This is a genomic window from Limnobaculum allomyrinae (genome assembly GCF_016649425.1).
GTDB classification, from domain to species: domain Bacteria; phylum Pseudomonadota; class Gammaproteobacteria; order Enterobacterales; family Enterobacteriaceae; genus Limnobaculum; species Limnobaculum allomyrinae.
Map to the genome: position 1 here is coordinate 889,361 of NZ_JADRCR010000001.1, position 26,388 is coordinate 915,748.

Annotated in this window: 20 protein-coding genes; 8 read left to right on the forward strand and 12 right to left on the reverse strand. The window is 45.3% G+C overall.

Translation table 11 applies throughout. The annotated features are described in order from the left end of the window. Positions 1-83: 83 nt before the first annotated feature. Positions 84-3,800 (reverse strand): autotransporter outer membrane beta-barrel domain-containing protein, encoded by a 3,717-nt coding sequence (locus I2494_RS04170; RefSeq protein ID WP_218465308.1) that lies wholly within the window; start codon positions 3,798-3,800, stop codon positions 84-86. A 935-nt stretch (positions 3,801-4,735) separates the two neighbouring features. Here I2494_RS04170 and copA point away from each other — a divergent pair. Next, positions 4,736-7,462 carry a copper-exporting P-type ATPase CopA gene (gene copA / locus I2494_RS04175; protein WP_218465307.1) on the forward strand — a complete coding sequence of 909 codons (2,727 nt, stop codon included), beginning with the start codon at positions 4,736-4,738 and terminating at the stop codon, positions 7,460-7,462. A gap of 84 nt (positions 7,463-7,546) precedes the next feature. On the opposite strand, the gene I2494_RS04180 is transcribed toward copA, so the two are convergent. Both I2494_RS04180 and I2494_RS04185 read right to left on the reverse strand, forming a co-directional pair. Beyond that, positions 7,547-7,807 carry a hypothetical protein gene (locus I2494_RS04180; protein ID WP_218465306.1) on the reverse strand — a complete coding sequence of 87 codons (261 nt, stop codon included), beginning with the start codon at positions 7,805-7,807 and terminating at the stop codon, positions 7,547-7,549. 356 nt (positions 7,808-8,163) lie between these two features. Then, a complete protein-coding gene (locus I2494_RS04185; RefSeq protein WP_218465305.1) occupies positions 8,164-8,742 on the reverse strand; it encodes an Ail/Lom family outer membrane beta-barrel protein in 579 nt (192 codons plus the stop codon). Between the two features lie 202 nt (positions 8,743-8,944). Between I2494_RS04185 and I2494_RS04190 the strand changes: the two genes are divergently transcribed. From I2494_RS04190 to ybaL, 4 genes are all read left to right on the forward strand, one after another. Beyond that, entirely contained in the window at positions 8,945-9,781 is an 837-nt protein-coding gene (locus tag I2494_RS04190; protein WP_218465304.1) for a TraB/GumN family protein, read from the forward strand. Positions 9,782-9,826: 45 nt separating this feature from the next. Beyond that, positions 9,827-10,309, forward strand: coding sequence for a Cys-tRNA(Pro)/Cys-tRNA(Cys) deacylase YbaK (gene ybaK / locus I2494_RS04195; RefSeq protein WP_218465303.1), 483 nt, complete (start codon positions 9,827-9,829; stop codon positions 10,307-10,309). A gap of 182 nt (positions 10,310-10,491) precedes the next feature. Then, on the forward strand, positions 10,492-11,709 hold the full coding sequence (locus tag I2494_RS04200; protein ID WP_218465302.1) for an MFS transporter: 1,218 nt from the start codon (positions 10,492-10,494) through the stop codon (positions 11,707-11,709). 221 nt (positions 11,710-11,930) lie between these two features. Continuing rightward, positions 11,931-13,628: a YbaL family putative K(+) efflux transporter gene (gene ybaL, locus I2494_RS04205; protein WP_218465301.1), complete on the forward strand. Its 1,698-nt coding sequence runs from the start codon at positions 11,931-11,933 to the stop codon at positions 13,626-13,628. Positions 13,629-13,700: 72 nt separating this feature from the next. Here ybaL and hemH read toward each other — a convergent pair whose 3' ends face one another. The 9 genes from hemH to I2494_RS04250 all read right to left on the reverse strand — a co-directional run bounded on the left by hemH (position 13,701) and on the right by I2494_RS04250 (position 22,601). After that, entirely contained in the window at positions 13,701-14,705 is a 1,005-nt protein-coding gene (hemH, locus tag I2494_RS04210) for a ferrochelatase (RefSeq protein ID WP_218465300.1), read from the reverse strand. 115 nt (positions 14,706-14,820) lie between these two features. Further along, positions 14,821-15,057, reverse strand: a complete 237-nt coding sequence (locus I2494_RS04215) for a hypothetical protein (RefSeq protein WP_218465299.1) — start codon at positions 15,055-15,057, stop codon at positions 14,821-14,823. A 91-nt stretch (positions 15,058-15,148) separates the two neighbouring features. After that, positions 15,149-15,793 carry an adenylate kinase gene (gene adk / locus I2494_RS04220; RefSeq protein WP_218465298.1) on the reverse strand — a complete coding sequence of 215 codons (645 nt, stop codon included), beginning with the start codon at positions 15,791-15,793 and terminating at the stop codon, positions 15,149-15,151. Between the two features lie 266 nt (positions 15,794-16,059). After that, entirely contained in the window at positions 16,060-17,937 is a 1,878-nt protein-coding gene (gene htpG / locus I2494_RS04225) for a molecular chaperone HtpG (RefSeq protein ID WP_218465984.1), read from the reverse strand. A gap of 473 nt (positions 17,938-18,410) precedes the next feature. Further along, a complete protein-coding gene (gene recR / locus I2494_RS04230) occupies positions 18,411-19,016 on the reverse strand; it encodes a recombination mediator RecR (protein WP_218465297.1) in 606 nt (201 codons plus the stop codon). Beyond that, complete coding sequence (locus I2494_RS04235; RefSeq protein ID WP_130593684.1) at positions 19,016-19,345, reverse strand: YbaB/EbfC family nucleoid-associated protein; 330 nt, start codon at positions 19,343-19,345, stop codon at positions 19,016-19,018. Before I2494_RS04235 ends, recR begins: the two co-directional genes overlap by 1 nt. A gap of 67 nt (positions 19,346-19,412) precedes the next feature. Then, positions 19,413-21,440, reverse strand: a complete 2,028-nt coding sequence (dnaX, locus tag I2494_RS04240) for a DNA polymerase III subunit gamma/tau (RefSeq protein ID WP_218465296.1) — start codon at positions 21,438-21,440, stop codon at positions 19,413-19,415. 76 nt (positions 21,441-21,516) lie between these two features. Then, positions 21,517-22,068, reverse strand: a complete 552-nt coding sequence (gene apt / locus I2494_RS04245) for an adenine phosphoribosyltransferase (RefSeq protein ID WP_218465295.1) — start codon at positions 22,066-22,068, stop codon at positions 21,517-21,519. Positions 22,069-22,220: 152 nt separating this feature from the next. Continuing rightward, complete coding sequence (locus I2494_RS04250) at positions 22,221-22,601, reverse strand: DUF454 family protein (protein ID WP_218465294.1); 381 nt, start codon at positions 22,599-22,601, stop codon at positions 22,221-22,223. 215 nt (positions 22,602-22,816) lie between these two features. Here I2494_RS04250 and priC point away from each other — a divergent pair, with 215 nt between their 5' ends. The 3 genes from priC to I2494_RS04265 all read left to right on the forward strand — a co-directional run bounded on the left by priC (position 22,817) and on the right by I2494_RS04265 (position 26,378). Further along, positions 22,817-23,353, forward strand: coding sequence for a primosomal replication protein PriC (gene priC, locus I2494_RS04255; RefSeq protein WP_218465293.1), 537 nt, complete (start codon positions 22,817-22,819; stop codon positions 23,351-23,353). A gap of 112 nt (positions 23,354-23,465) precedes the next feature. Further along, positions 23,466-24,812, forward strand: coding sequence for a vWA domain-containing protein (locus tag I2494_RS04260; protein WP_228350827.1), 1,347 nt, complete (start codon positions 23,466-23,468; stop codon positions 24,810-24,812). A gap of 69 nt (positions 24,813-24,881) precedes the next feature. Next, the gene (locus I2494_RS04265; RefSeq protein WP_218465292.1) at positions 24,882-26,378 is read left to right on the forward strand and encodes a sensor histidine kinase; all 1,497 of its coding nucleotides are present in this window, start codon (positions 24,882-24,884) and stop codon (positions 26,376-26,378) included. Positions 26,379-26,388: the final 10 nt, after the last annotated feature.

Sequence of the window (26,388 nt, forward strand, 5' to 3'; positions counted from 1 at the left end):
TATGAATTTTCTAAGTGAAAAACGGGAGAATAATTCTCCCGTTTTCTGTTTTCTGTTTTCTTACTTAACGATATTTAGCATTATCAGAAGTTAACTTTGATCCCCAGATGACCGCTGTAACCATCCACATTGGAGGAGAAAGATTTCTGATATTTCACATCACCATACAGCGAAGCATTATCCGATATTTTCGCGCTGACTCCGCTACCTATTTGCCACCATGTTTTATCGAAATCAGATGTCATGGTGGTATTCGCTACCCGAACATCCGGAGAGTCCGTAATGGTATGAATAACATCCATCAATACATAAGGCATCATGGTGTCCATTTGTTTGGTGATGCGTAAACCACCGCGAGCACGCACGCTATTATGTGATGTGCCATCAACATGACTCACATCATCGTTGAACGAGTTCATCGACAGATATTGATACATCACCTGTGCCTGCGGTTCGATACTCCAGTTATTCCCTGTATCAAATGGCTTACCGGTTTCTGCCGAGAACGCAAGGCCATACCCATCCTGTTTAGCATTATGATCGCTGGAATAGTCATTTCGGTAGTAAGTACCCTGAGTCACTAAATCCAGATAGCTACCATCCTGTGCCATGCGGGTATAGTAAGCTCCCAGACCATAACCGTGAGTATCCACCGTACCTGTCTGCGTTGATAATGTTGGATTCAAACTACGGGAGCTGTCATTAGCATCTGTATTCTGTTGACCCAGCGTCAACATGATGCCAGAGGTAATCTCCGTTTGAGCTTCATTCGTCGCCTGATAAAGGTCGGCACCCAACTGAGCAAACCAGGTATCGGTATCATAGCTAAAGCTGCCAGATTCATTCTCAATATGCTGACCGCCAATACGTCCCCACGCACTACCCGTATTACGTACGACATTATCGCCGATACGTTCATGCATCGTACCAATGGTATCAAAACCATACTGCTCGTTCAGATAAGGTGCCGCCACGTAGCCAGGAACTTCCGGACGATAGGATATCGTATGAGCCGGTGTCGGTACTGGAGCCGGTGTCGGATCTAACTCTGGAACCGGTGTCAGACCTGACTCTGGAGCGGGTATTGGATCTGGCTCTGGAGCTGGCGGTGGTGTTGGTTCCAGATAAGAACGCAGATACCAATCATTAGCGCCAGTCACACCACCCTGATACAAGTTATATTGATAAGCCCCGGCGCTGACAGTATTACCCAGTTTAAAGGCTCCACTCTCGTTACCATCAATCTGAACAACTTGAATACCATCACCGACTGTCAACGCACCTAAACCACCCACATTATTCACAAGCAAGTTATGGTCACCACTGGCATCCCCGGTTACATGTACTTTATCGCTCTGAGTATTGGCACCACCTTCATTCAGTACCGTATTCAAAACAAATGTACCGTTATTACCGTTTAATGAATTTACCGATAGTGTTTTAAAGTTGCCGGAAACCGGAGGGCTAAACGAGATCGTCGATTGGTTAATATTCAACAAACCGACATCAGAGCTGTCGGTCATATTCCAGCGGCTATCCGTTAAGTTGAGGTTAGTCACACCGTGCGCAGCACCTGTCATGGTTGAATTGTTGCTCAGCGTCATATCAGTACTGCTGTCTGATGCAACCAACACATCACCGTTCAGAACAGAGTTGTTTGCATTAAAGGCAAATGCAGAAGCACCATCGACATTAATGCCGATACCATTGCCACCGGTCACTTCACTGTCAGTCAGGTTAACCTCACTGTTCATTAAAGCATTGATACCATTTCCCTGAGTAGCCTTCACGGTGCTGCTCTTCAAGTCAATTGAGCCATCTTTAACAGACAAACCAGAAGCTCCGGCTCCTGTGGTCAGGACCTGAATATTACTACCGTTTATGTTTACTTTGCTGTCAGTGTCGCCTTCAGCACTTAATCCAGAGGCTGATGCCCCTCTGGTCTCAATGGTTCCGCCATTTAATTCAACCAACACGGCATTCACATTAGCGCCCTGAGCAACACCGACTACGCCAGATGCATCATTCCCTTCAGTCAAAATAGTAATATTGTTAGCCGTAATTTGAGCCGGATTGTTATCTGACTGAAGGCTGCCTACATCACTATGAGCCTGTAGGCCGTAAGCGTTCGCTCCCTGGGTATGTATTGAACTATCTTTCAAAACAATACTGTTACCATCAGAGACAGAAACACCATGACCAGAAACGCCAGTGGTCTGAATCTGAACATTATTAGCTTCAATACCGGCACCCAACGCTTCAGCATAAATATCATAGCCATAAGCATGGTCAAAATAGAGAGAGTTAGCCGATAATCCAAAGCTATTCTGGCCAGCTGTTTTAATCACTGCATTGTTCAACTGCGCTTGAGCCACGCCATTAACGGATACGCCGACGCTGCCTTCATCTCCCTGAGTTTCGATGAGGGTATCATTCACTATCAATTTACCATCAGCGCCATACGTGTATGCTCTGATCGCCGCGGCCTTTGTACCCGAAGTGGTTACCGTACCACCGTTTAACACCGTACCTGCACCATAGCCTGTTAAAAGCCCCATAGTACCGTCACCACTGGTAGAAATACGGCTGTTATTAATGGTCATATAGGTAGCATCAGCAATATTATTACCGATAACAAAAATCCCCGCAGAATCACCATAGGCAAGATTTGCTTTTCCATGAGTGATAATATCGCTATCGTTAAGTTCCGTTATTGTCCCTCTTTCAGCCGAAACGCCGATGCTTATATCACCGTACATTTCAACTCGAGTGCCGGTCGCTTTCAAAATAACCGACGTGTTAGAAGCGGTATCATAGGGATTAAAACTTGGGTTTTGTACGCTAATACCTACAGACTGAGAGCCTAACCCGGTAATGGTTCCACCTCTAACCTCGCTTTCTCCATTCGCCGAGATTAAACCCATGGAAGTATCACCATTGGAGGTAATATTGGTATCGGTTAAAAACAAATTAAGCCCACTATCAAAAACGATTCCGTCAGTACCATTGCCATTCATGATAATATTGGATTTATCAATATGATTAGTGTTGGCATTAGTATATATGGCGCTGGAATAATCTCTGGCATCCGTTATTTTAACATTTGTCATCGTCAAGCTATTAGCGTTCATCATGCTTATCGCTTGAGTACTGGCTAAGCCCGTGCCGTTTAAGTTAATTTGAACGTCTGTTAAAGAAACAGTGGAATTATTTGAACCACTGATTGCATTTCCGGTAGATTCGATATTACTGTTATTCATATTTAGCTCAGAATTAATAACCCAAATCCCTCCGCCACTTGAAGTCAAATTCGAATCAGTAAAACTAGCTTTTGAACCATTTAAAATTCTGGCGATATCAGCGCTATTGTCCGAGGAAGTTAATGCAATACTGGTTTGGTTAATATTTGCTGCTGCACCATTATCCAGCAGCATAGCAACTTCATAATGACCCGCTCTTGATGGGCCAGTTGACACGGTCATAATCGTGCCATCAACATTGAGCAAAGTTCCCAGTCCGGAGGCATTAACCGCACCCTGCGCATTCGTAATTAATGGAGGTGTTAATGTATCTCCCGGCTGTAAGGTCAAGGTCTGACCGTTAGATACAGAAATTTGAGCGTTATAGTCAGTTGAGTTAGCATCCAGAGAAAGGAGTGAACTTAAACCGCCAAATACCACTGCGGCAACATGATTGCGAGAAATCGCACGGCCAGATTTCTTTTTTCCACGGCTTAATTCTGAAGCAATAACCCACTGTCCCAGTGTGTTATTCCAAATTATCTGATAAACCTTATTCATATCAACATTCCATATTGTATTAAACACAAATCCATCAAGAGCATATAATTAATTCACCAATCCATTTCCAAAATGGAAAGCAATTAAAATACTCAATGATAAAATATCAATTTCAGCAACCTTTAATGCGCGCATATTAAAATCACCACAATATTAATGTCAATAAAATAACCCACCACCACCAACTTAATTAAAAATTATTTATACAATAATCAAAACACACGAGGAAAAAATTATAACTGATTGAAAAACAATCATTTTAACCAAAATTTAAATCTATTTAAAAATAAACAAACAAAATAAAAAACACGTTATTAAAAAAATAAATAAAAATAAATAAAATTATAAAATGATGTTTTTATAATAAAATTAAAAAATAGAACACTTGATTAAATCAACACAAAATTCATATGTGAAAATCCACACTATCCATTAACTAATTGTATTTGAAAGATAAAAAATATACAAAACCCTAAAGTTACATCAAAAAAATAAGAGAAAAAGAAACTTTATTTCTATTAATAAGTTGTAAAATTCCTGAAAACCCGGAAGTGACACACATTTAAGAAAGATTATTAAACTTATTAAAAAAATGTTTTAAAATGTAATAGGGAAATAAAAATGATAAAATACAATGTATTAATAATTTTTTTCAGATATCGCCAGATGCGTAAAAGCGGCACTAAATGTAGAAATAAATGTCCCCACCAATTCCGCTGATTCGCTTTATAGTGATAAAAAAATCAATAAAAATTCACCATTCATAATTAAGGCGCTATTGGGGTGTTATAAATCTGTAAGTATAAATATTCTCCCTTTTTATCAGATACCAAAAAATCATTTGACCTTCCCGTTGCTGGAAGGTTTAAACTCCATTACAGCTAAGAAAAGCCAATTACGGTAGAAAAATCTAAGCAAGTAATCAGGAGTTTATTATGCAACACACTACTATTTTGCAACTGACCGGTTTGTCCTGCATGGGTTGTGCCGGTAGAGTTAAAAAAGCACTGGACGCCCTACCCGGCGTACAATCCAGCGATGTAAATGTTACTCAGGCTAAAGTCGTCAGTGAATTGCCTGACGCTGAGTTAATTGCTGCGGTTGAACAGGCCGGTTATCAGGCTGAAACCGCCAAACCAGATGTAACATTAGATCTGTCAGGTCTTTCATGCGGTCACTGCACTGGTGCAACGACCAAAGCACTGGAAGCTGTTGATGGCGTGCTGGCCGCGGATGTTACATTAGATAAAGCTGACATCTACGGTAGCGCAGAACCTTCAGTACTCATTGAAGCCGTTAAACAAGCTGGCTATGAAGCCAGCCTGAGCACGGGTACCACTCACCCAAAAACTGAGCCGCTGTCAGTATCAGAAAAGCCGGAGCCAATGACAGCGGCGGAGAATAGCCATCCGGCAGACGTATTACCAACCGTAATGTCAGATGATAACGATGACAGCGTACAATTACTGCTTAGCGGTATGAGCTGCGCCAGCTGCGTTAACAAAGTTCAAAAGGCATTGGAAAGCGTTCCCGGCGTTGAACAGGCACGAGTCAATCTGGCAGAGCGCAGCGCCATGGTTTTTGGTCAGCCACAGCAGGCTGAACTGATCAATGCAGTGCAGAAAGCCGGTTATGGAGCGGAGATCATTCAGGATGAAGATCAACGCCGCGCTCGCCAGCAAGAAACCTCCCAAAAAAGTATTCGTAAATACCGTTGGCAGTCCGCACTGGCGCTGGCATTAGGTATTCCACTTATGCTGTGGGGCGTCTTTGGCGGCACCATGATGGTAACTACTGATAACCAACCTTACTGGATTGTAACCGGTCTGGTAACGCTGGCAGTAATGATTGCCGCCGGGGGGCACTTCTATGTGAATGCCTGGCGTAGCCTGATGAATCGAAGCGCCACTATGGATACCCTGATTGCATTAGGTACCGGTGCCGCCTGGATTTACTCCATCAGCGTTGCTATCTGGCCGCAAATTTTCCCGATGGCTGCCCGACATATCTATTTCGAAGCCAGCGCCATGATTATCGGTCTGATCAATTTAGGACATGCACTGGAGCAGCGGGCAAGGCAGCGTTCATCAAAAGCACTTGAACGACTACTGGATCTTACACCGCCAACCGCCAAAGTGGTTACCGAACAGGGTGAGAAAGTGATCCCCCTGTCTGAAGTTCAGGTGGGTATGTCGATTCGACTTACCGCCGGCGATCGGGTTCCGGTAGATGGCGAAGTGATACAGGGTGAGATCTGGCTGGATGAAGCCATGCTGACCGGTGAGGCCATGCCACAGCAAAAATCAGCACAGGATCGTGTTCATGCCGGTACCGTGGTTCAGGATGGTAGCGCCCTGTTCCGTGCAGGTGCTATCGGTAACCAAACCACGCTGGCTCGCATCATTAAGCTGGTTCGCCAGGCACAAAGCAGTAAGCCAGAAATTGGTCGTATGGCTGACCGTATCTCCGCGATATTCGTACCGGTGGTGGTCGCTATTGCATTAATCAGCGGGCTGATTTGGTATCTGATAGGGCCACAGCCACAACTGGTATATACCCTGGTGATTGTTACCACAGTGCTAATCATCGCCTGCCCTTGTGCGCTGGGTCTGGCTACGCCGATGTCAATTATATCCGGCGTTGGTCGTGCCGCTGAATTAGGTGTTTTAGTGCGTGATGCGGATGCGCTGCAACAGGCCAGCGCAGTGGATACTGTGATTTTTGATAAAACCGGTACTCTGACTGAAGGCAAACCGCAGGTTACCGCTATTCATACCTTTAATCAGTCAACAGAAGATCAGGTATTGGAATGGGCGGCGGCATTAGAACAAGGTGCCAGCCATCCATTAGCGCACGCAATTATGACCAAAGCAGAAAGAATAAGTCTGCCGCAGGTCAGTGAGTTCCGCACTCTGCGAGGTTTAGGGGTTAGTGGTTCCGTTAGTGAAACCGTACTCTTGCTGGGTAACGATCGTCTGATGAATGAACAGCAGGTAGATATCAGCGCCGCTGCTGAGGCTATTCGTACTGAAGCAGAACGAGGCGCTACACCGGTATTACTGGCAGCAAACGGTAGATTGGTGGCGGTATTCGCCATCCGCGATCCGTTAAGAAACGACAGCATTCAGGCGTTGCAACGCTTACATCAGCAAGGCTATCAACTGGTGATGCTAACCGGGGATAATCAAGTTACCGCCAAGGCGATTGCTAAAGAGGCTGGCATTGATAAAGTGATTGCCGGTGTCTTACCCGATGGTAAAGCCGATGCCATTAAGCAGCTACAACAAGCAGGCCATAAAGTTGCCATGGTCGGTGATGGCATCAATGATGCTCCGGCACTGGCCTGTGCTGATGTAGGTATTGCCATGGGAGGCGGTAGTGATATTGCTATTGAAACCGCGGCTATCACCCTGATGCGCCATAGTCTGAGTGGCGTTGCCGATGCATTGGCGTTGTCGAAAGCAACATTACGCAATATGAAACAGAACTTGCTGGGAGCCTTTATTTATAACTCCCTGGGTATCCCTATCGCGGCTGGTGTACTTTATCCTTTAACCGGCGCGTTACTTAGCCCTGTAGTCGCTGGCGCAGCAATGGCCCTGTCATCTATTACGGTGGTAGGGAATGCCAACCGACTGTTGCGGTTTAAACCTAAAGGGTAATTGAGCTAAAGTTAAAACTCGAATCAAAATAGTGCCCCTGCGTGGTTTATCATGGCCGGGGCACTTTTATATTCATCACAACATCTATTTAGGAAATGATATTCCAACATGGTATTCATCACAGATAAACCCCTCACTGGCTGGATTGTCTGGTGTTTCTTCCGTTGACCAGTAACGTAAAGACGGCTCTTCCCTTTCAATAACCCGACGAACATCCAGCGTTAATACACTGGACATATAAATCACCATCTCTACTTTTGACACGCTCTCATAAACTTCCTTAACGCGAATACCTGCCGAAATGGCTATCACCAGCGCGTGGCTTATAGATGGAGAACTGATCATGATGATTTCCTGAGTCGTGTTATTGGGTAAGTTTAGACAAAAAAAAACAGATCGTTTGATTGGGGTTTAAAACGATATTGATACAGTCCTTATCATCCGGATTTTTATTTTCACATTTTAAACATTGAGGAATGGATAACTATAAAAATACAAAACGGCATAAAACCAAATCATAGCCATTCATTAAAAAATAATTATATCGAGTTAAATAGAATATACTTACAGTGAAATTTTATTTAACCTTATATTAAAAAGGCTTCATCTTTATTTAGAATATTAATCAATAAAATATTGCTGAAGCCTTTCGAAAAAATACTTTATATATTATTAATGCAATGATGCTCAATGCATCAACTTTAGAATTTATAACCTATACCGACATTAAATCCATTAATGCTATGGCTACCCATCAGATCCAATTTTGAACCTTCATAACCGACATTGAAAGACAGATAGTCTGTTGGATTAATGATTACACCAGCACCGTAAGCAAACTCGGTTGAATTATTAGACAAACTGCCTTTCAGATGTCCATCATCTTCATCAGCGCCTACACTATTGTACCACTCATAAGAACCATCAGATTTAGTATAAGAAGCACCAACAGCACCATATAAACTCACATAAGAGTTCAAACGATAAGCTGGCCCGACTAATAAAGAATAATACTTCACATCAAGACTATTTTTATAATGGTCTCCCCAGGAATCATTATATGAATTGCTATCACTACCGCTCATATAAGTAAATGAAGTGAGTAAACTCACTGGTGAATCCCATTCATATCGATATTGAAGGTTAAAACCATTAATATTTTTATAATCCTGTACTTTGCTTTGTGCATAACCAGCAGATATTGTTTGAGTGTCAGCTAAAACTGTACTGGTTGAAACTAAACTGCAAACGACAAGACAACCTAATAATACTTTTTTCATACAATTCCTTTATATAAATATATAACTCATCCATTTAATACAGCACGGATATATAAGTAAAAAACGAAATAATTAAATATGAAATAATTGCAATGTCAATTAAAATAAGTTGTTTTTTTACATCGATTAATAATACGCCCCTTGATCCCCTGGCATGACTAATGCTTAATAAACTGATGTTATTCCTGGCTTGAGAATTCTGATGATCAAAACTCTGCGAAAACTGGCTATCGTTTTAGGTTTAGCTCCACCACTGGCTTGTGCTTATCCTGCCTATGACATGGTGATGCCTAACGGTAGTCAGCTGCATCTGGTTGGAAGCATTCATATGGGGACTAAGGATATGTCTCCTCTCCCTGCCCCTTTGCTGGAACGTCTAAAACAGGCTGATGGAATAATTGTTGAAGTCGATATTTCCAAACCGGTTAATTTTAACGGCCGTAGTGACTATCCTCATCTATCTGAACGATTAAGTGAACCTGAGTATCTGGAACTGACTAAAATTAGCCAACAGCTCAAACTGGACATTAAACATATCGCTACAGAGTCTGGCTGGCAGGCGGCACTGGTATTACAAAATACTCAGGCTCAACAATTTGGCCTGCAAGGGGAATATGGTGTTGACTACCAAGTGATACAAATTGCAAATCAGCAAGACATCCCGATTATTGAACTGGAAGGCGCTCAAAAGCAGCTTAATCTTTTAGAACAGCTTCCCAATAATGGTATTCCTTTATTGCAGGATTCACTGACTCACTGGCAGGATAACGAACAGCTAATGCAAATTATGGTGGGCTGGTGGTTAAATCAACACCCTAATAATGAACCCCTTAGTTTACCCTACGGCATGGGGGGCGAACTGTACGATCTGATGGTTGCCAATCGCAATCGCCAGTGGGAGCAGCAGTTATTGGCGCTGCCAAAAGGAAAATATGTGGTAGTGGTCGGCGCCTTACACCTGTTTGGTGAGCATAATTTGCTACAGCTATTGAAAGAAAATACGGGCGTAACGGGTTATGATAATACCACGCCTCTTTAGCCATATTTTTGATATTACTGACAGTTAGTTTGAAAGGTATTTTCTATGACACCCGCTGTTGATCTGTTAAAAAAACAAAAAGTAAGCCATACCCTGCATCCTTACGATCACGATCCTAATGAAACCAATTTCGGTGATGAAGCGGTAAATAAACTGGGTCTGGATGCCAAACGCGTGTACAAAACCCTGTTAGTCAGCATTAATGGCGATGCAAAACAGTTAGCCGTAGCTGTTGTACCGGTATCCGGCATGTTGGATCTGAAAAAAATGGCTAAAGCGCTGTCCGCTAAAAAAGTAGAAATGGCCGATCCAATGCAGGCTCAGCGTGTTACCGGCTATCTGGTTGGTGGTATCAGCCCATTGGGACAGAAAAAAAGACTTCCTACCGTCATTGATGCCGGAGCAGAAGCCTTTCCCACAATGTATATTTCTGGTGGCAAACGTGGATTAGATATTGAACTGGCACCGGCTGACCTGTGTCGTTTAACCTCAGCCACCTTTGCCCCTATTGCAGCCGAAGGCCGTTAATTCCTCACCAAAATGGCGATTTAACACACAATAACGCTTTTATTGCTAACCATCACCACGCTATACTGACTTCACACCCATTTAACATAAGTACAACCGATAAAGTCCGGCTCAGGGCTTTATCGGTTGTGCTTTGGGTTAGGCTATGTTCTAAGGCATCTTCAGCAACAATAACGAATACTATGACAAATCAAACCAGTACCGATACATTGCCACCCACAGTGGATAATTCGCGCAAAACATCATTTCACATATTAGGCGCAATCAGCGTTTCCCATCTGCTTAATGATATGACGCAATCCCTGATTATTGCCATCTATCCGATGCTACAAGGGGAGTTTTCACTGTCATTTGGCCAGATAGGCTTAATCACCCTGACCTACCAGTTAACCGCTTCATTATTGCAGCCATTAATCGGGCTCTATACTGATAAACACCCTAAGCCTTTCTCGCTGCCGGTAGGGATGGCATTCACGCTGATTGGTCTGATATTGCTGGCTTATGCTTCAAACTTTCATATGGTGCTGTTAGCCGCTGCGCTGGTAGGTACCGGTTCTTCGGTATTCCATCCTGAATCATCCCGAGTTGCCCGCATGGCTTCCGGAGGACGTCATGGTATGGCGCAATCTATCTTCCAGGTTGGTGGTAACTTTGGTGCGTCACTGGGGCCATTATTAGCTGCAGCGTTCATTGCACCTTATGGCAAAGGTACATTAACCTGGTTTGCTATTGCCCCTTTACTGGCTATCGTGGTGCTATTACAAATTGGTCGTTGGTATCAAGCTCAACAACGTAGCAACGGTGGAAAACCATTACGGCCATCTACCGCACAGAAATTGCCCAATAGCACCATTGCCTTTTCGCTATTTATTCTACTTTCGCTGATCTTCTCTAAATATTTCTATCTGGCCAGTATAAGTAGTTATTATACTTTTTATCTGATGCATAAATTCGGCGTTACTCTGCAAAATGCTCAGATACACTTATTTGTTTTCTTATTTGCTATTGCCGCAGGAACCATCATCGGCGGGCCTGTCGGTGATAAAATTGGGCGTAAATATGTTATTTGGGCCTCTATCCTTGGAGCAGCTCCGTTTACCCTCATTTTACCCTATGCATCACTGTACTGGACCGGTATTTTAACCGTGATTATTGGTCTGGTTATGGCTTCGGCCTTTTCCGCCATTTTAGTCTATGCACAAGAGCTGATTCCGGGGAAAATTGGCATGGTTTCCGGTTTATTCTTTGGTCTCTCATTTGGTATGGGAGGGCTGGGAGCCGCTGCATTGGGCTATGTTGCCGACCAAACCAGTATAGAGACGGTATACCATATATGCTCTTTCCTTCCTCTGCTGGGAATTTTGACCGCTCTGCTACCAAATATTGAGCATAAGGTGTAGTAATCAGGTTGACTCCTGCGTAGAAAAAGAATTTCTACGCAGGGAAAAACCTTATGGAGCATGATGATAATGATTCAATATTGTAGAAATGGCTCTCTTTAATCGATTCAGTAATTAATTGATACTTTTTTTCATAAATAGCAAATATTCCCAAGCAAAAGTACGATAAATACCATAAAATTAAAACGTCCCCTTTTCCCCCACAACAAAAAGGAGCGTTGATGGATCATTCTACACCACTCATTACCACTATTGCCGGAGGCTTGGTACTGGCCTTTATTTTTGGCCTCATTGCCAATCGTCTGCGAATTTCCCCTCTGGTAGGGTATCTGATTGCAGGGATTGTCGCAGGTAAACACACTCCAGGATTTGTCGCTGATGAAGCCCTAGCCCATCAGTTAGCCGAAGTTGGCGTAATCCTGCTGATGTTTGGTGTAGGGTTGCACTTCTCACTCAAAGACCTCCTTTCAGTAAAAAAGATCGCTATTCCCGGCGCTATTGTACAAATAGCCGTTGCAACACTACTCGGTATGGGCCTGGCTTATGGATTAGGCTGGGATATGATGACCGGTATTGTATTTGGATTGTGTCTTTCCACCGCCAGTACCGTGGTGTTACTTCGAGCGCTTGAAGAGAGACAGCTGATTGAAAGCCAGCGGGGGAAGATAGCAATTGGCTGGTTGATTGTAGAAGATTTAGCTATGGTGCTGGCGCTGGTTCTGTTACCCGCGATCACCGGCATTATGCAGCAAGGACACAGTGACTTTACCAATCTGGCTATTTCTCTGGGCATAACGCTTGGTAAAGTAATTGCCTTTATTGTACTGATGATTGTAGTCGGCCGTCGGGTAGTACCCTGGTTACTGGCAAAAAGCGCCGGTACCGGCTCCAACGAGCTGTTTACCCTTTCGGTTCTGGCTATCGCTATGGGAATCGCCTACGGCTCTGTGCAGCTGTTTGGGGCTTCATTTGCTCTTGGCGCATTCTTTGCCGGTATGGTACTTAACGAATCTGAACTGAGCCACCGGGCAGCACAAAATACCCTGCCGCTACGCGATGCATTTGCGGTACTGTTCTTTGTTTCCGTTGGTATGCTGTTTGAGCCAATGACGTTGATTGAACAGCCATTAGCTGTACTGGGTACATTGGTGATTATCGTACTGGGCAAGTCTATTGCCGCGTTCCTGATTGTACGTATGTTTGGCCATTCAAAACGTACCGCACTGACCATCTCTGCCAGTCTGGCACAAATTGGGGAATTCGCCTTTATACTGGCAAGTATGGGTGTTGCATTAGGTGTACTGAATAAAGATGGTCAGAGTTTGATTCTGGCTGGCGCCATTCTCTCTATTCTGCTTAACCCACTGGTGTTTAACCTGATTGGGCAATATCTTGCCAAGACAGAAACCATTGAAGATCAAATTATTGAAGAAGTGGTGGAAGAAGAAGTGGCACAGGTTCCAGTGGATATGTGTAACCATGTGATCCTGGTCGGTTATGGCCGGGTCGGTAATATCCTTTGCGAACGTCTGCACGATCAGAACATTCCATTAGTGGTGGTTGAGAATTCACTTTCACGAGTAGAAATTCTGCGGGAGCGCGATATCAGTACGGTTCTGGGTAACGCCGGTAATCATGAAATTATGACATTGGCCAGACTGGACTGTGCCAGCTGTATGCTGGTTACTACACCTAACGGTTATGAAGCCGGTGAGATTGTAGCCTATGCCCGTTCTCAACGCCCTGACCTGATGATTATTGCCCGAGCCCATTATGATGACGAAGTAGAATACATTTCTGAACGTGGTGCAAACCACGTGATTATGGGTGAGCGTGAAATTGCACAAAGTATGATTGATGAATTGCATCAGGACAGAGAAAGCAAAAAAGACACCATGATGGAAGGTTGCCCCATTTAATCTTCAGTAGTAACAATCAGGCCAGTGACCTGCCGTTTGGCAAGTACTGGCCTTTATTTTATAAGAAGCTAATTATAATCCGCGTTCGGTAACCAACGCCTGAAACAGGTCGATCTGGTCAGCACTGTCATTTAGTGCAGGAATATAGTGATAACTCTCCCCGCCATTTTCCATAAAAAAGGCTCGGTTCTGCTGTTCAATCTCTTCAATGGTTTCCAGACAGTCTGATGCGAAACCCGGGCAAATCACCTGTATGGATTTTACTCCCTGTGAAGGCAGTGAGCGCATGGTTTCATCTGTATAGGGTTGTAGCCAGACTTCACGACCAAAACGCGACTGATAGGTCATTTTGTACTGCGAAGGCTCTAACCCCAAAGCCGCAACAACGCCAGCTGTGGTGGCTTCACAGCGTTGAGGATAATCATCACCTTCATCTGCATAGCGCTGCGGAATACCGTGATAAGAGAACAGCAACAAATCTGGCTTGCCATAGAGCTCAAATGACACCTGAATAGAACGCGCTAATGCCTCGATATACAGCGGATGCGCTGCATAATCACGAATAAACGAGATTTCCGGCAGATCACGACGATTAGCCAGCTCAGCAGAAAGTGCATCCCAGGCTGCTGCTGTGGTTGAACAGGAGTATTGCGGGTAGAGCGGTAACACCACCAGACGCTTGATATTCTGGCTTTGTAACCGGTCAAGTGCCTGTTTAACAGAAGGAGAACCATAGGTCATTGCCAACTCTACCGGTACCTGTGGTAAACGAGCGGCCAATGCACGCTGTTGGCGCTGGCTGTAAACTAATAGCGGAGAGCCCTCCTCCATCCAGACTTCATGGTAGAGTTTCGCAACTCTGGGTGCCCGACGTGGCAGAATTATCCCTTTCAGTATAAAAGCCCACACCAATGGATTGAGATCCACAACCCGGCGATCCTGTAAGAATTGAGTCAGATAACGCTTAACCGCAGCCGCAGTTGGCGCATCAGGCGTACCTAAATTAACCAGTAAGATGCCGGTTTTAGGCCGATTAAGCGAAGAATCAGTGAGATCTGTGATGAGTTCTGACGACATAATTTCCCGGGATAAATGTTAGCGGCGAATAGTGAATATTATACTGACTCATTCCGACGCTTGCTGCCTTATGTTGATTGATTATGGCACCTGCTGCGATAGCCTGAGATTTAAACTATTCAACAGCCCTGACGGCCGGAGCATCTGCTACGGCATCCTGAACTCCAATATCACTACCAACACGTTCATCCGGAGCGTAATTAACGCAGTCTGCCGTACCATCATCCTCCTCAGCGGATACACAAGATGATACCCCCGGCGCTTCCATGACTCCGACCTCAGGATTAGAACTACAGGCACTGGTTCCCGCCAATAATGCGACAACCATCAACAGTCGAAGATATTGAACCATGATATTTATCCCTAAATTATCTGACACGCATTCAGTTTAATATACAACAAAGGCGACCTGAGTCGCCTTTGTTCTTCAAACCGTTCGGGAATTATCCCAAAATTTTAGCCAGCTCATCGCTAACTTCAGTAACTTTGCGGGTACCGTCGATTTTGAAATAGCGGGTGTTGCCGCTTTTTGCTTCAGCACTGTAGTAATTAATCAGTGGTTTAGTTAACGCATGGTATTCCACCAGACGTTTACGCACGGTGTCTTCCTGATCGTCTTTACGAATAGTCAGCTCTTCACCGGTAACATCATCTTTACCTTCAACCTTAGATGGGTTGAATTTAATATGATAAACACGGCCAGAAGCAGCATGGACACGACGACCAACAATGCGTTCAACAATGATTTCATCCGGAACGTCGAATTCAAGTACGTAATCTACCTGAATATCCGCTTCCTTCATCGCATCTGCCTGTGGAATAGTGCGAGGGAACCCGTCAAGCAGGAAGCCATTTTTGCAATCTGGCTGAGCGATACGCTCTTTCACCAAAGCGATAACCAGTTCGTCGGTCACTAACTTACCGGCATCCATCAGTTCTTTTGCTTGCTTACCCAATTCTGAGCCTGCTTTTACTGCTGCGCGCAGCATGTCGCCGGTGGAGATTTGCGGAATACCGTACTTCTCCATGATGAATTGAGCCTGAGTGCCTTTACCGGCGCCGGGAGCGCCAAGCAGAATGATACGCATTGCGTAAATCCCCTAGAATTTTAGCTTTTATATAAAAATTATGGAAAACCAGCGAACCTTATCACCCTACGTCAGGATGCTCAAGAGGCAGATTGAGCAGAGATAAAGGCCATAATAAACAAAAAAGGACATTAACCTACTGAAATAAATATACTATTTTTGTATTTTTTACCGGTTTTATTCCCTGTGCGGTTTTCAAATGAATAAAAATTTACAGGCCGACATGGACTATCGGCCTGTTTAGTACAGTTAACTTTCTGTCATTATTACTTCAACAGGAGTTGGTTCATACGGCGAATAAAGCTGTTTGGATCGTCCAGACTGCCCTTTTCTGCCAGTAATGCCTGATCTAACAGTAACTCAATCCACTCGCCAAAAGTAGCGTCATCGGTAACTTCGGATGCACGCTTAACCAATGCATGGTCTGGATTCAGTTCAAAGATGTATTTCACTTCTGGTGCTTTCTGGCCTGCTGCCGCAAACAGCTTAGCCATTTGCGTCGACATTTCATCCGCATCAGTAGTTACTACGGCTGGCGTATCGGTTAAACGATGGGTCAGACGAACTTCTTTTACCCGATCACCCAACAAGGTCTTAGTGCGATCAATGAAAGGTTCCAGTGCTTTTTCAGCTTCTTTCTGCTCTTCAGTTTCTGCATCCGCCAGTTTGTCCAGCGCTTCATCCGCTTTGCTGACTGACTGGAAAGATTTACCATCAAATTCGGTCAGATAGCTCATCATCCACTCATCAATACGGTCGGATAACAACAGAACTTCAATGCCTTTCTTGCGGAACAGCTCCAGATGTGGACTATTTTTCGCCGCTGCATAGCTATCAGCAGTAATGTAGTAAATCTTCTCCTGACCTTCTTGCATACGGCCGATGTAATCAGCCAGAGAGACGGTTTGTGCATCACTGTCGTTGTGGGTAGAGGCAAAGCGTAACAGGCCAGCGATACTCTCTTTGTTAGCACCATCTTCTGCCGGCCCCTCTTTTAACACCAGACCAAACTGCTGCCAGAATTGCTGATATTTATCCGCTTCGTTCTTGGCCAGTTTTTCCAGCATTTGCAGAACCCGTTTAGTACAGGCATTACGCAGGCTTTGGGTGATACGGTTATCTTGCAGAATCTCACGGGAAACGTTCAACGGTAAGTCGTTAGAATCAATCAAACCGCGGACAAAACGCAAATAGTTCGGCATAAACTGCTCAGCGTCATCCATAATAAATACGCGCTGAACATACAGTTTTAGCCCGTGTTTATGGTCGCGATTCCATAAATCCCATGGAGCCTGAGAAGGGATATACAACAGGCTGGTATACTCTTGTTTACCTTCTACCCGATTGTGACTCCAGGCTAACGGATCGCTGAAATCATGAGAAACGTGCTTGTAGAATTCGTTATACTCTTCGTCTGTCACTTCCGCTTTATTGCGAGTCCATAATGCCTGGGCTTTATTAATCTTTTCCCAGCTAACCACCGGCTCTTCGCCCTCTTTCTCTTCGGTAACCTGAATCTCTACCGGTAAAGCAATGTGGTCGGAATATTTGCTGATAATGGAACGCACGCGCCAGTCATCTAAAAACTCATCTTCACCTTCGCGCAGGTGCAGTGTAATTTCGGTACCACGGTCAGCTTTGCTGATATCTGCAATGGTGTATTCACCTTCACCCGCAGACTCCCAGAAAACGCCCTGATCTTCTGCTGTTCCAGCGGCACGAGTACGAACCGTTACTTTATCCGCAACGATAAAAGCCGAATAAAAACCAACGCCAAACTGACCAATAAGCTGACTATCTTTCGCCTGATCGCTTCCCATCGACTCCAGAAACGCTTTAGTTCCTGACTTAGCGATGGTACCCAGATTATCAATCACTTCGTCACGAGTCATGCCGATGCCGTTATCACTCAGCGTCAGGGTACGTTTCTCTTTATCAACCGATACCCGCACACAAAGTTCACCGTTACCTTCATATAAATCTGAATTGGAAAGCGCGCGAAAACGTAATTTATCTGCCGCATCGGAAGCGTTAGATATCAACTCACGCAAAAAGATCTCTTTATTGGAGTAGAGAGAGTGAATCATCAAATGTAATAATTGCTTAACTTCTGACTGAAACCCTCTGGTTTCCTGACTTTTCATGCTCATTACTTACCTCAATTACTTGATTTTACTCAGGCAGATTTCTACATGCCCTGGACTCTATGGGAATGCTAAACAGATGGGGATTAAGGTGAGGGTTTTCAAGGTAATGGTAGGAGGATAGTTAAAAAAACATAATAACTGAAGCTAAAGCAACAACAACGAAGCAGTTTTTGACCTTCATCTTTTGACTTTAATATTTTGACCTTCAGGAGCACTGGAATTCAGCTGACGACTGAAAGAGGGTAGCACGCCGAACAGGGATGTTCGGCGAGGCGCAGCGACGTAGGGAGCGGCTCTGCGCCGGTGCGTAAGCCCGAATGAAGGAAGAAGGCAGTCGCCGTCAGGCGACCTGAATTCGTGTGCGAAGGCGCGGAGGTGCAGGAGGCGCTCGCCCAAGCGCCTCCTGCTCGGCCACCTGCACAAATGTTGATTCAGGCACAGGACTAATGGTGGACGAAACTATCTCAGAGCTAAAACTTAATCTGCTGTCGCCCGGCCAAAGAGTGCGATAACGTGGTGCCATCCACCATCTCTAACTCACCACCCACTGGTACCCCATGGGCAATACGGCTCGCCATCACCCCATACATACCGCACATTTCAGCGATAAAGTTAGCGGTGGCGTCACCTTCTACCGTTGGGTTAGTCGCCAGAATCACTTCATTAATTTTTTCGGATGCTAATCGTTCTTCCAGACGATCCAGTCCAATATCATTCGGACCAATACCATCCAGCGGAGAAAGATGCCCCATCAGCACAAAGTATCGACCGGCAAACTGACCCGTTTGCTCAATGGCGTGGATATCTGCCGGGCTTTCCACTACGCAGATCTGGCCGCTGTTTTGACGACGCTGATTGCTACAAATGGTACAAACTTCTTCTTCCGTAAAGGTACGACAATCACGACAGTGACCAATTTCAGACATAGCCTTGGTCAGTGATTGTGCCAAACGCATGCCGCCGCTGCGATCGCGTTGCAGCAGTTGAAAAGCCATACGCTGTGCAGACTTCGGCCCTACGCCAGGTAAACAGCGCAGGGCTTCCATTAAAGACTCTAACAGTGGGCTGGTTTGCATCAGAACGGCATCTTAAAGCCAGGGGGTAATTGCATACCGCCAGAAACCTGAGCCATTTTCTCTTTTTGCGTCTCTTCAACACGACGAGCTGCGTCATTAAAGGCTGCAGCAATCAGGTCTTCCAACATTTCTTTGTCATCTTCCATCAGGCTTGGATCGATCTCCACGCGACGGCAGTTGTGAGCACCGTTTACAGTGACTTTAACCATACCTGCACCAGACTCACCGGTGACTTCCATCTTTGCAATCTCTTCCTGCATCTGCTGCATTTTTTCCTGCATCTGCTGAGCTTGCTTCATTATATTGCCAAGGCCGCCTTTACCAAACATGGTTATCTCTCTCTTTGCTATGGGTAAAAAATCAATCATCGTCGTTAACTAAGCTAACAACGATCGGTTATACGGGTCGAATACTGTCTTCATCCAGCTCGGCTTCAAAATAGCGGCACAGCGTCTGTATATGCTGGTCTGCGGCTATTGATTCCCGAGCCTGGGTTAACTTTTCTTCATAAATAGCCTGACGCCATTCCAGCGGCGTTTTAACCGTCATATCTTCATCTTCAACAATGGTCAGCGTGACCGGATGTCCGGCTAATTGGCTGATAGCCTGAGCCAACACCTGCTGAGCAGACTCCGAATTCAAATGACGCTGAGAAGGTCGCAAATGCAGACAGACCTCATTCTCAGACAGCTGTTGTTTGAAGGCGTTCAATGCCAGTTGTTGAACCAGTTTAGGCAGCGGCATTTGATTTATTTCTGCTGCCCACGGATCTCTGATTAATGATTCCTGCGCCAGCTTCGCCGACAGTTCAGGGGTTTTCTCATGTTCCAGCGCCGAACGTAAGGCTTTCGGAGTTGCTACCGGCTCATTAACCGCTTCAAAATCATGCTGTGCTTTCCAGCGATAGCTATCTTTTTTAGTGGGAGCGGATGATGGCACTTTGCTGCGCGCAACAGTACCCTTTTCGGTTGCCGAAGCGAGGCGTTCCAGCACCGAAGATCCCGGCTTCACTTTTGATGGTGCCGCCGGTTCACCCTTTTTTGAGTCGGGGTTCCCCTGATTTCGCCGCAGTTGATTGCGGGCCTGTAACATCTGTGCGGTGGTTTCTGACAAACCCGCTGAAATTTGATCCTCTTGCTGAGATGGCGTTTGCGCTACGGGCGCTGCCGTTACTGCCGCAGGAGGTTCTGATGTAACAGAAGAAGGCATATCACGAGGAGTATAAACCGGTACGCTCTGTGCTTCATAACGCTGTTCATGGACAGGCGCAGCCGGTCGGGAAACCGGGGAGGCAGACGTACTGGTATTCTGCGCTACCGCTTCCGGCGCTTTTATCACTGCTTTAGGATGAAAAGCCAGGGCTCGCAACAGTGTCATTTCAACGCCCATCCGCCGATCTGGCGCATAGGCTAACTCTTTACGACCGACTAATAAGGTCTGATAGTAGAGCTGTAGATCTTGCGGAGCCATTTGCCGTGCTAATTCACGCATCCGCTGCTCATTTTGCTGTAACGGATCTAACGCGGATGGCAATAACTGCACCATCGCTACCTGATGTAACAAGGCCAGCATATCCACCAGCAAGGTTTCCCAGTCGACGCCTTTAGCTGCAATCTGCGTCACTAATGACATCAGCTTTTCGCCATCAGCCTGATTTAATGCTTCAACCAACGCCAGCGAATGCTCATCGTCCAACGTGCCCAGCATCATGCTAACGGATTCGGTAGCAACAACGCCATCGCCCATGGCTATCGCCTGATCTGTCAGGCTAAGGGCATCACGCATACTGCCTTCCGCCGCACGGGCTAGCAATTGCAGCGCTCGGGGTTCGGACTGAATATGTTCAGCCTGAAGTATTTTGTCCAACTGGCCTTTTATCTGCTCCACGTCCAGCGCTTTCAGATGAAACTGTAAACAACGGGAGAGAATAGTGACCGGTAGTTTTTGGGGATCGGTCGTGGCCAGCAAGAATTTGACGTGCTCCGGCGGCTCTTCCAGCGTTTTCAGTAGTGCGTTAAAACTGTGGCGGGAGAGCATATGCACTTCATCGATCAGATAGACTTTGAAGCGACCGCGGGCCGGTGCATACTGGACGTTGTCCAGTAATTCACGCGTGTCTTCAACTTTAGTACGAGAAGCGGCGTCAATTTCTAACAAATCGACAAAGCGGCCTTCTTCGATTTCGCGGCAGTTACCACATTTACCACAAGGGGTGGCGGTAATGCCGCTTTCGCAATTCAGACCTTTGGCCAACAGACGCGCTATCGAGGTTTTGCCTACGCCACGGGTGCCAGAAAAAAGATAAGCATGATGGATTCGTCCTAAGGACAAACCATTAGCGATGGCGGTCAGAACGTGTTCCTGACCGACAACATCTGCAAAGCTTTGTGGGCGCCACTTACGGGCCAGAACTTGATAGCTCATTGGTACCAGAAAAGTCGATTAAAATAGGTGCAACATCTTACCACAGCCGATGATTCGCGACGACGTTTGTTCTGGATTAATGACCGTCAAACGAGACAAGGCTATAACTTTCAACGTCCTGAGCCGCTAAACGTGCACGACCGTCCAGTTCAGGTAATTCGATAACAAAAGCCGCATCGCTCACTTCGCCACCTAAACGACGAATAAGTTTTACCGTAGCGCTAATGGTGCCACCGGTTGCCAGCAAATCGTCAATCATAAGTACTTTATCATTTGGCTGAATGCTGCTGGTATGAATTTCCAGCACGTCAGTGCCGTACTCCAAATCATAGGTTTCCTGCAGCGTTTCGCGAGGCAGTTTGCCCTTTTTACGTACCGGGACAAAACCAACGCCTAACGCTAAGGCGACCGGCGCACCAAACAGAAAACCGCGTGCTTCAGTACCTACAATTTTGGTAATACCTTTATCTTTATAATGATCAACCATCATCTGAATGGTTGCGGCAAAAGCAGCCGGGTTTTCCAGTAACGTGGTGATGTCACGGAAAAGGATTCCTGCTTTTGGATAGTCAGGGATAGTCATAATGCTATCTTTGATCAGCGTTAGCTGCTGTTCTGTCGTCGTCATAAATATGTACCCGGTTAACTAACGGTTCTATTCCATAACGCCGGTGTCGGGGTCTATTTTTCCATCAATAAACACGGGGACAGCGGCGAAAAACGCTCAAATCTATGCAAAGCAGGCAGGAAATGCAACTGGTAGTTGTCACAATAAAGGAATTAATCACTTTTTTGCTGCAATGGATCAATAACCGGTAACCTCAGCATAAAGAGTAATAACACCAGCAAAATAACCAACAGCAACACTCTGACCCACAGTAGCGAAATCAACCACAGCGATACCGCAAAAGTAATAACGATCAACAAAATCGCTTTACTCTTCGCACCGGGAGGCAGACCACGATATGTCTGCCAATGACGTAAATAGGGCCCAAACCACGAACGGTACAATAACCAGTCATGAAAACGTGGTGAGGAACGGGCAAAGCACCAGGCCGCCAACAATAAAAAAGGGGTGGTTGGCAAGACTGGTAATATAACGCCAAGACAGGCTAACCCCATCGCCAGCCAGCCAAGGCAGAGAAGAAACCATCGATACATAATTCCGCCCGTAATGAAAACCCAGGGGTCAGTCTAATCAAAAATAGCGCTCCCCCCAACGTAATGATAGTCATTCTCGCACAATTGGTGCAATTTCAGCCAAATTCCATATCCAATTTTTATTCAAACGCCCGCTGATATAAGATGTCATCACGATTTTCAGCAAACACTATCGTCTGGCCAATATTGCCACCTTACACCAATCAGGGATGCCTATGAACACCGGCGCTTTATTACAGGCTTTACAGCATCAGGTTCAGCAACTGGCTCAGGCCATTGCCGATGCCCCAGCCTCCGGCGTAATGCCTCCCCGCTTCGATGATCAGTTGTTTAACCAGCGCGACTCACGCCTGAGTAATTACCTGGCTGAAGTAGAAAAAAATCTGCATCAGCTAAAGCAAGAAGTGGATAAAAACCGCCTGGAACAGGTGGCTTTTCTGGCTGAGCGAATTGTGGCGCAAATCACCGCGTTACAGCGCGAACTGGCAACCCTTAATTTGCGGAAAAGTAATACGACCGCAGTAAAAATCAACAGCGATATTTATCAAACGCTGGCTCAGCATCAGGACTATGAGCGGCGCTTGCAAGAGATGCTGAGAGATAAAGAGAGTCAGCTTATTCTGCAAACTACCCTGACGGCTCAACAGCAAATTCAAAAAGAGCTGGCGGCTCTGGAAGGCCGTTTGATGCGCTGTCGGCAAGCTCTTAAACGAATTGAAAAGCAGATTGAACGCCGGGAATCAGGTTTGTAATTCTATTTTCAGATAGCGGTTACAATTTGTTACATTCTTATGCATTAAACACACAACTCAAAAATAAATTCACCAATAATGACGGAACACCACCAATTACAGGAGTTATGTGATGAATATTAAGTATCTGTTTTCTGCTCTGGCCCTTTTATCTGGCTCAACCTTCGCCACATCGATCGCCGTAACCCCGGCACCTTATGTCATAACCAAAAGTGAATTGTCATCTCCGATTATTCTGGAAGGCTCACAAGAACATAACTACCTGAAGGTTTCTCTCACAGGTACCAAACAAGACACCGATAAACATACGCCTATCAATCTGGCATTAGTTATTGACCGTTCGACATCCATGTCCGGTGACCGTATTGAAAAAGCGCGTGAAGCCGCAATACTGGCAATCAATATGTTAAAAGACGATGACATCATCTCGATTATTGCTTACGACGACGATGCTCATGTGGTTATCCCTGCGACCAAAGCCAATAACAAACAAAAACTGATTAAAACCATCAATGACAAAATTACCCCGCAAGGCTGGACTGCACTGTTTGCCGGCGTCAGCAAAGGCATTAAAGAAGTTAATAAATTCCATAAAAAAGACCAGGTAAACCGCATTATTCTGCTGTCTGACGGTCAGGCTAACGTAGGGCCAAGCAGCACTAAAGAGCTGGCTGACTTAGGTATTGTTGCCGCGAAACAAGGCATCGCCGTTACTACCATTGGGTTAGGAGCCAGCTACAACGAAGACCTGATGACCGCTCTGGCCAGCTACAGCGATGGTAACCATGCTTTCGTTGAAAAATCAGCCGATCTGGAAGCGGCATTTGTGCGTGAATTTAAAGACGTCATGTCTGTTGTCGCTCAGGAAGTCACTATTACCATTCGTCTGCAAGACGGGGCTAAGCCAGTGCGTCTGTTAGGCCGTGAAGGTGATATTAAAGGCAATAACGTGACGGTAAAAATGAACCAGCTGTATTCCAATCAGGAAAAATATGTCCTGTTAGAAGTTATTCCACCTAAAGGCAAAGAGAACGAGAAGAAACCATTAGCCGATGTGGTTATCAGTTATGACAACTTACAAACCAGCAAAAAGGATAATCTGGAAAACCGCATTGATATTGCTTACAGCAAATCAGAACAGGCAGTAAAACAGGCGGTACAGGAAGAGATCGTGGTTGACTCAGCAATTCAAAAAGCCAACATTGAAAATGAGAAAGCCATTAAGTTGCTGGATGAAGGCAAAAAAGATGAAGCAAACCAGATTATTCAACGCAATGCCTCCACGTTAGATGCTTTATCCGGTTCCGTCAGCAGCCCGGCAGCCAAAGAAAAAGCCAGTGGTAGCGCAATTGAGAATAAAAAGCTATCTGAAGATCTTGATAGCAAGTCTGAGGCAGTCTCCCGTAAGAGTATGAAAGAGAGCACCTATAAGACACAAAAGCAGCAATCTAAAAACTAAGTAACATTTTTTTCACCGGGGATTAGGTAATCTAATCTCCGGTTCATCAATGACATGGTTGGGTATGGAATGAAATCTAAAAAGTTTCTTTATCTGTTTATAGTCGTCACTGTCCTGATTGTCGGAGTGATTGGCTATTTTGGATACCGTACTCTATCGCAGGAAAGTACCTTAAACGAATATCAAACCCAACAGCTGGCAAAAACTCGAGTGGCACAAACTCAGGATTTTATTTTGCAGCAGTTAGGACAAAAGCAAATTCGTCTGAGCGCTATTCTGGCCTATCTGAAACTCGATCCTCTGTCGCTCAATACTCTGATTGCTCAGGACAGTGATATCGAAGCACTGTTTGTACTGGAACATAACAAACTGGTGTTTCCCGATGCGTATAACCCGCTGAATCAAAAAGAGTCCCGTTTTGTCGAGCTCATCACGCCGATTATTCAGGACCCCGCCATTCTTATCGCTAAACAGCATCAATCTGACGATAAGCGGCCTGATTCCGGCTGGTATGTAATGCAAGAGCAACAACAACCGGTACTGATTTACTGGCATAAACTCAACAATCAAATCATTGGCTTTAAGCTGTCCTATGTGAAGTTGCTATCGGATATCGTTTCCAGTATCGATTTCAACTATGAGCCGGACAGCCTGATAATTTCAGACAATGGTCAAGTGCTGTATCAGTCACTGACCCGTGCCTATGATAAAACTAAACAGCCAACCTATAATCAGGCGTTGCCCTTCCCGCTTCATGCCTGGAAGATTGACTATTATGCCAGCAATAACAGTAACTACTCGCTCTATTATTTCACCCTCGCTCTGTTAGCCATCGCCATTCTGGCCGTGGGAACAATTGCATTATCGCTGTATCGTGAATTTAACCGGGCAACCCGTCTGGCCAGTCAACAGGTCAGTTTTGTCAGTCAGGTCTCCCATGAATTAAAAACCCCGCTCACCAATATCACGCTGTATGCCGAAATGCTTAAAGAGATGGAGCAGGAAGAAGAGAGTCAGAATACTCACTATCTGGAGGTGATCATCAGTGAAAGTCGCCGCCTGTCACGCCTGATTCAAAATGTCCTGACGTTTACCAAATCACCTAAAATCAATCTACAGCCGGTGGATATCAACCAGTTGCTGGCGCAGATTCACACTATTTTCACCCCGGTATTTGAAGCAAAAGGTATTCATCTGGCGCTGAGCGTTGAGGGGCATCTGAATACCCACAGCGATATCGACCGGATAACTCAAATCATCAGCAATCTGCTTAGTAATGCAGAAAAGTATGCCCCTGAGGGCAAAAAAGTTCAGCTCAGCGCCTGTCAAGATGATGAAAATATTTATATCCGCGTTCGGGATTATGGCAAAGGCCTGCCCGATAAAGAGCTGAAGCCTATATTTCAGCCATTTTATCGGGTGAAATCAGAGATTACCGAAGGCGTTACCGGAACCGGTATTGGTCTGACGATCGCACTTCAGTTAGCACAGAGTCTGTCGGGTACACCAATGGCAGAAAACCGTGATAACGGACTGGAATTTACCCTATGTCTTCCGCGTACCTGAGAAAAAACGG

Bases quoted from the DNA above. Each gene is read 5' to 3' on its own strand.
- I2494_RS04170 (WP_218465308.1), bottom strand. From the start codon at position 3,800: ATGAATAAGGTTTATCAGATAATTTGGAATAACACACTGGGACAGTGG.
- copA (WP_218465307.1), top strand. From the start codon at position 4,736: ATGCAACACACTACTATTTTGCAACTGACCGGTTTGTCCTGCATGGGT.
- I2494_RS04180 (WP_218465306.1), bottom strand. From the start codon at position 7,807: ATGATCAGTTCTCCATCTATAAGCCACGCGCTGGTGATAGCCATTTCG.
- I2494_RS04185 (WP_218465305.1), bottom strand. From the start codon at position 8,742: ATGAAAAAAGTATTATTAGGTTGTCTTGTCGTTTGCAGTTTAGTTTCA.
- I2494_RS04190 (WP_218465304.1), top strand. From the start codon at position 8,945: ATGATCAAAACTCTGCGAAAACTGGCTATCGTTTTAGGTTTAGCTCCA.
- ybaK (WP_218465303.1), top strand. From the start codon at position 9,827: ATGACACCCGCTGTTGATCTGTTAAAAAAACAAAAAGTAAGCCATACC.
- I2494_RS04200 (WP_218465302.1), top strand. From the start codon at position 10,492: ATGACAAATCAAACCAGTACCGATACATTGCCACCCACAGTGGATAAT.
- ybaL (WP_218465301.1), top strand. From the start codon at position 11,931: ATGGATCATTCTACACCACTCATTACCACTATTGCCGGAGGCTTGGTA.
- hemH (WP_218465300.1), bottom strand. From the start codon at position 14,705: ATGTCGTCAGAACTCATCACAGATCTCACTGATTCTTCGCTTAATCGG.
- I2494_RS04215 (WP_218465299.1), bottom strand. From the start codon at position 15,057: ATGGTTCAATATCTTCGACTGTTGATGGTTGTCGCATTATTGGCGGGA.
- adk (WP_218465298.1), bottom strand. From the start codon at position 15,793: ATGCGTATCATTCTGCTTGGCGCTCCCGGCGCCGGTAAAGGCACTCAG.
- htpG (WP_218465984.1), bottom strand. From the start codon at position 17,937: ATGAAAAGTCAGGAAACCAGAGGGTTTCAGTCAGAAGTTAAGCAATTA.
- recR (WP_218465297.1), bottom strand. From the start codon at position 19,016: ATGCAAACCAGCCCACTGTTAGAGTCTTTAATGGAAGCCCTGCGCTGT.
- I2494_RS04235 (WP_130593684.1), bottom strand. From the start codon at position 19,345: ATGTTTGGTAAAGGCGGCCTTGGCAATATAATGAAGCAAGCTCAGCAG.
- dnaX (WP_218465296.1), bottom strand. From the start codon at position 21,440: ATGAGCTATCAAGTTCTGGCCCGTAAGTGGCGCCCACAAAGCTTTGCA.
- apt (WP_218465295.1), bottom strand. From the start codon at position 22,068: ATGACGACGACAGAACAGCAGCTAACGCTGATCAAAGATAGCATTATG.
- I2494_RS04250 (WP_218465294.1), bottom strand. From the start codon at position 22,601: ATGTATCGATGGTTTCTTCTCTGCCTTGGCTGGCTGGCGATGGGGTTA.
- priC (WP_218465293.1), top strand. From the start codon at position 22,817: ATGAACACCGGCGCTTTATTACAGGCTTTACAGCATCAGGTTCAGCAA.
- I2494_RS04260 (WP_228350827.1), top strand. From the start codon at position 23,466: ATGAATATTAAGTATCTGTTTTCTGCTCTGGCCCTTTTATCTGGCTCA.
- I2494_RS04265 (WP_218465292.1), top strand. From the start codon at position 24,882: ATGAAATCTAAAAAGTTTCTTTATCTGTTTATAGTCGTCACTGTCCTG.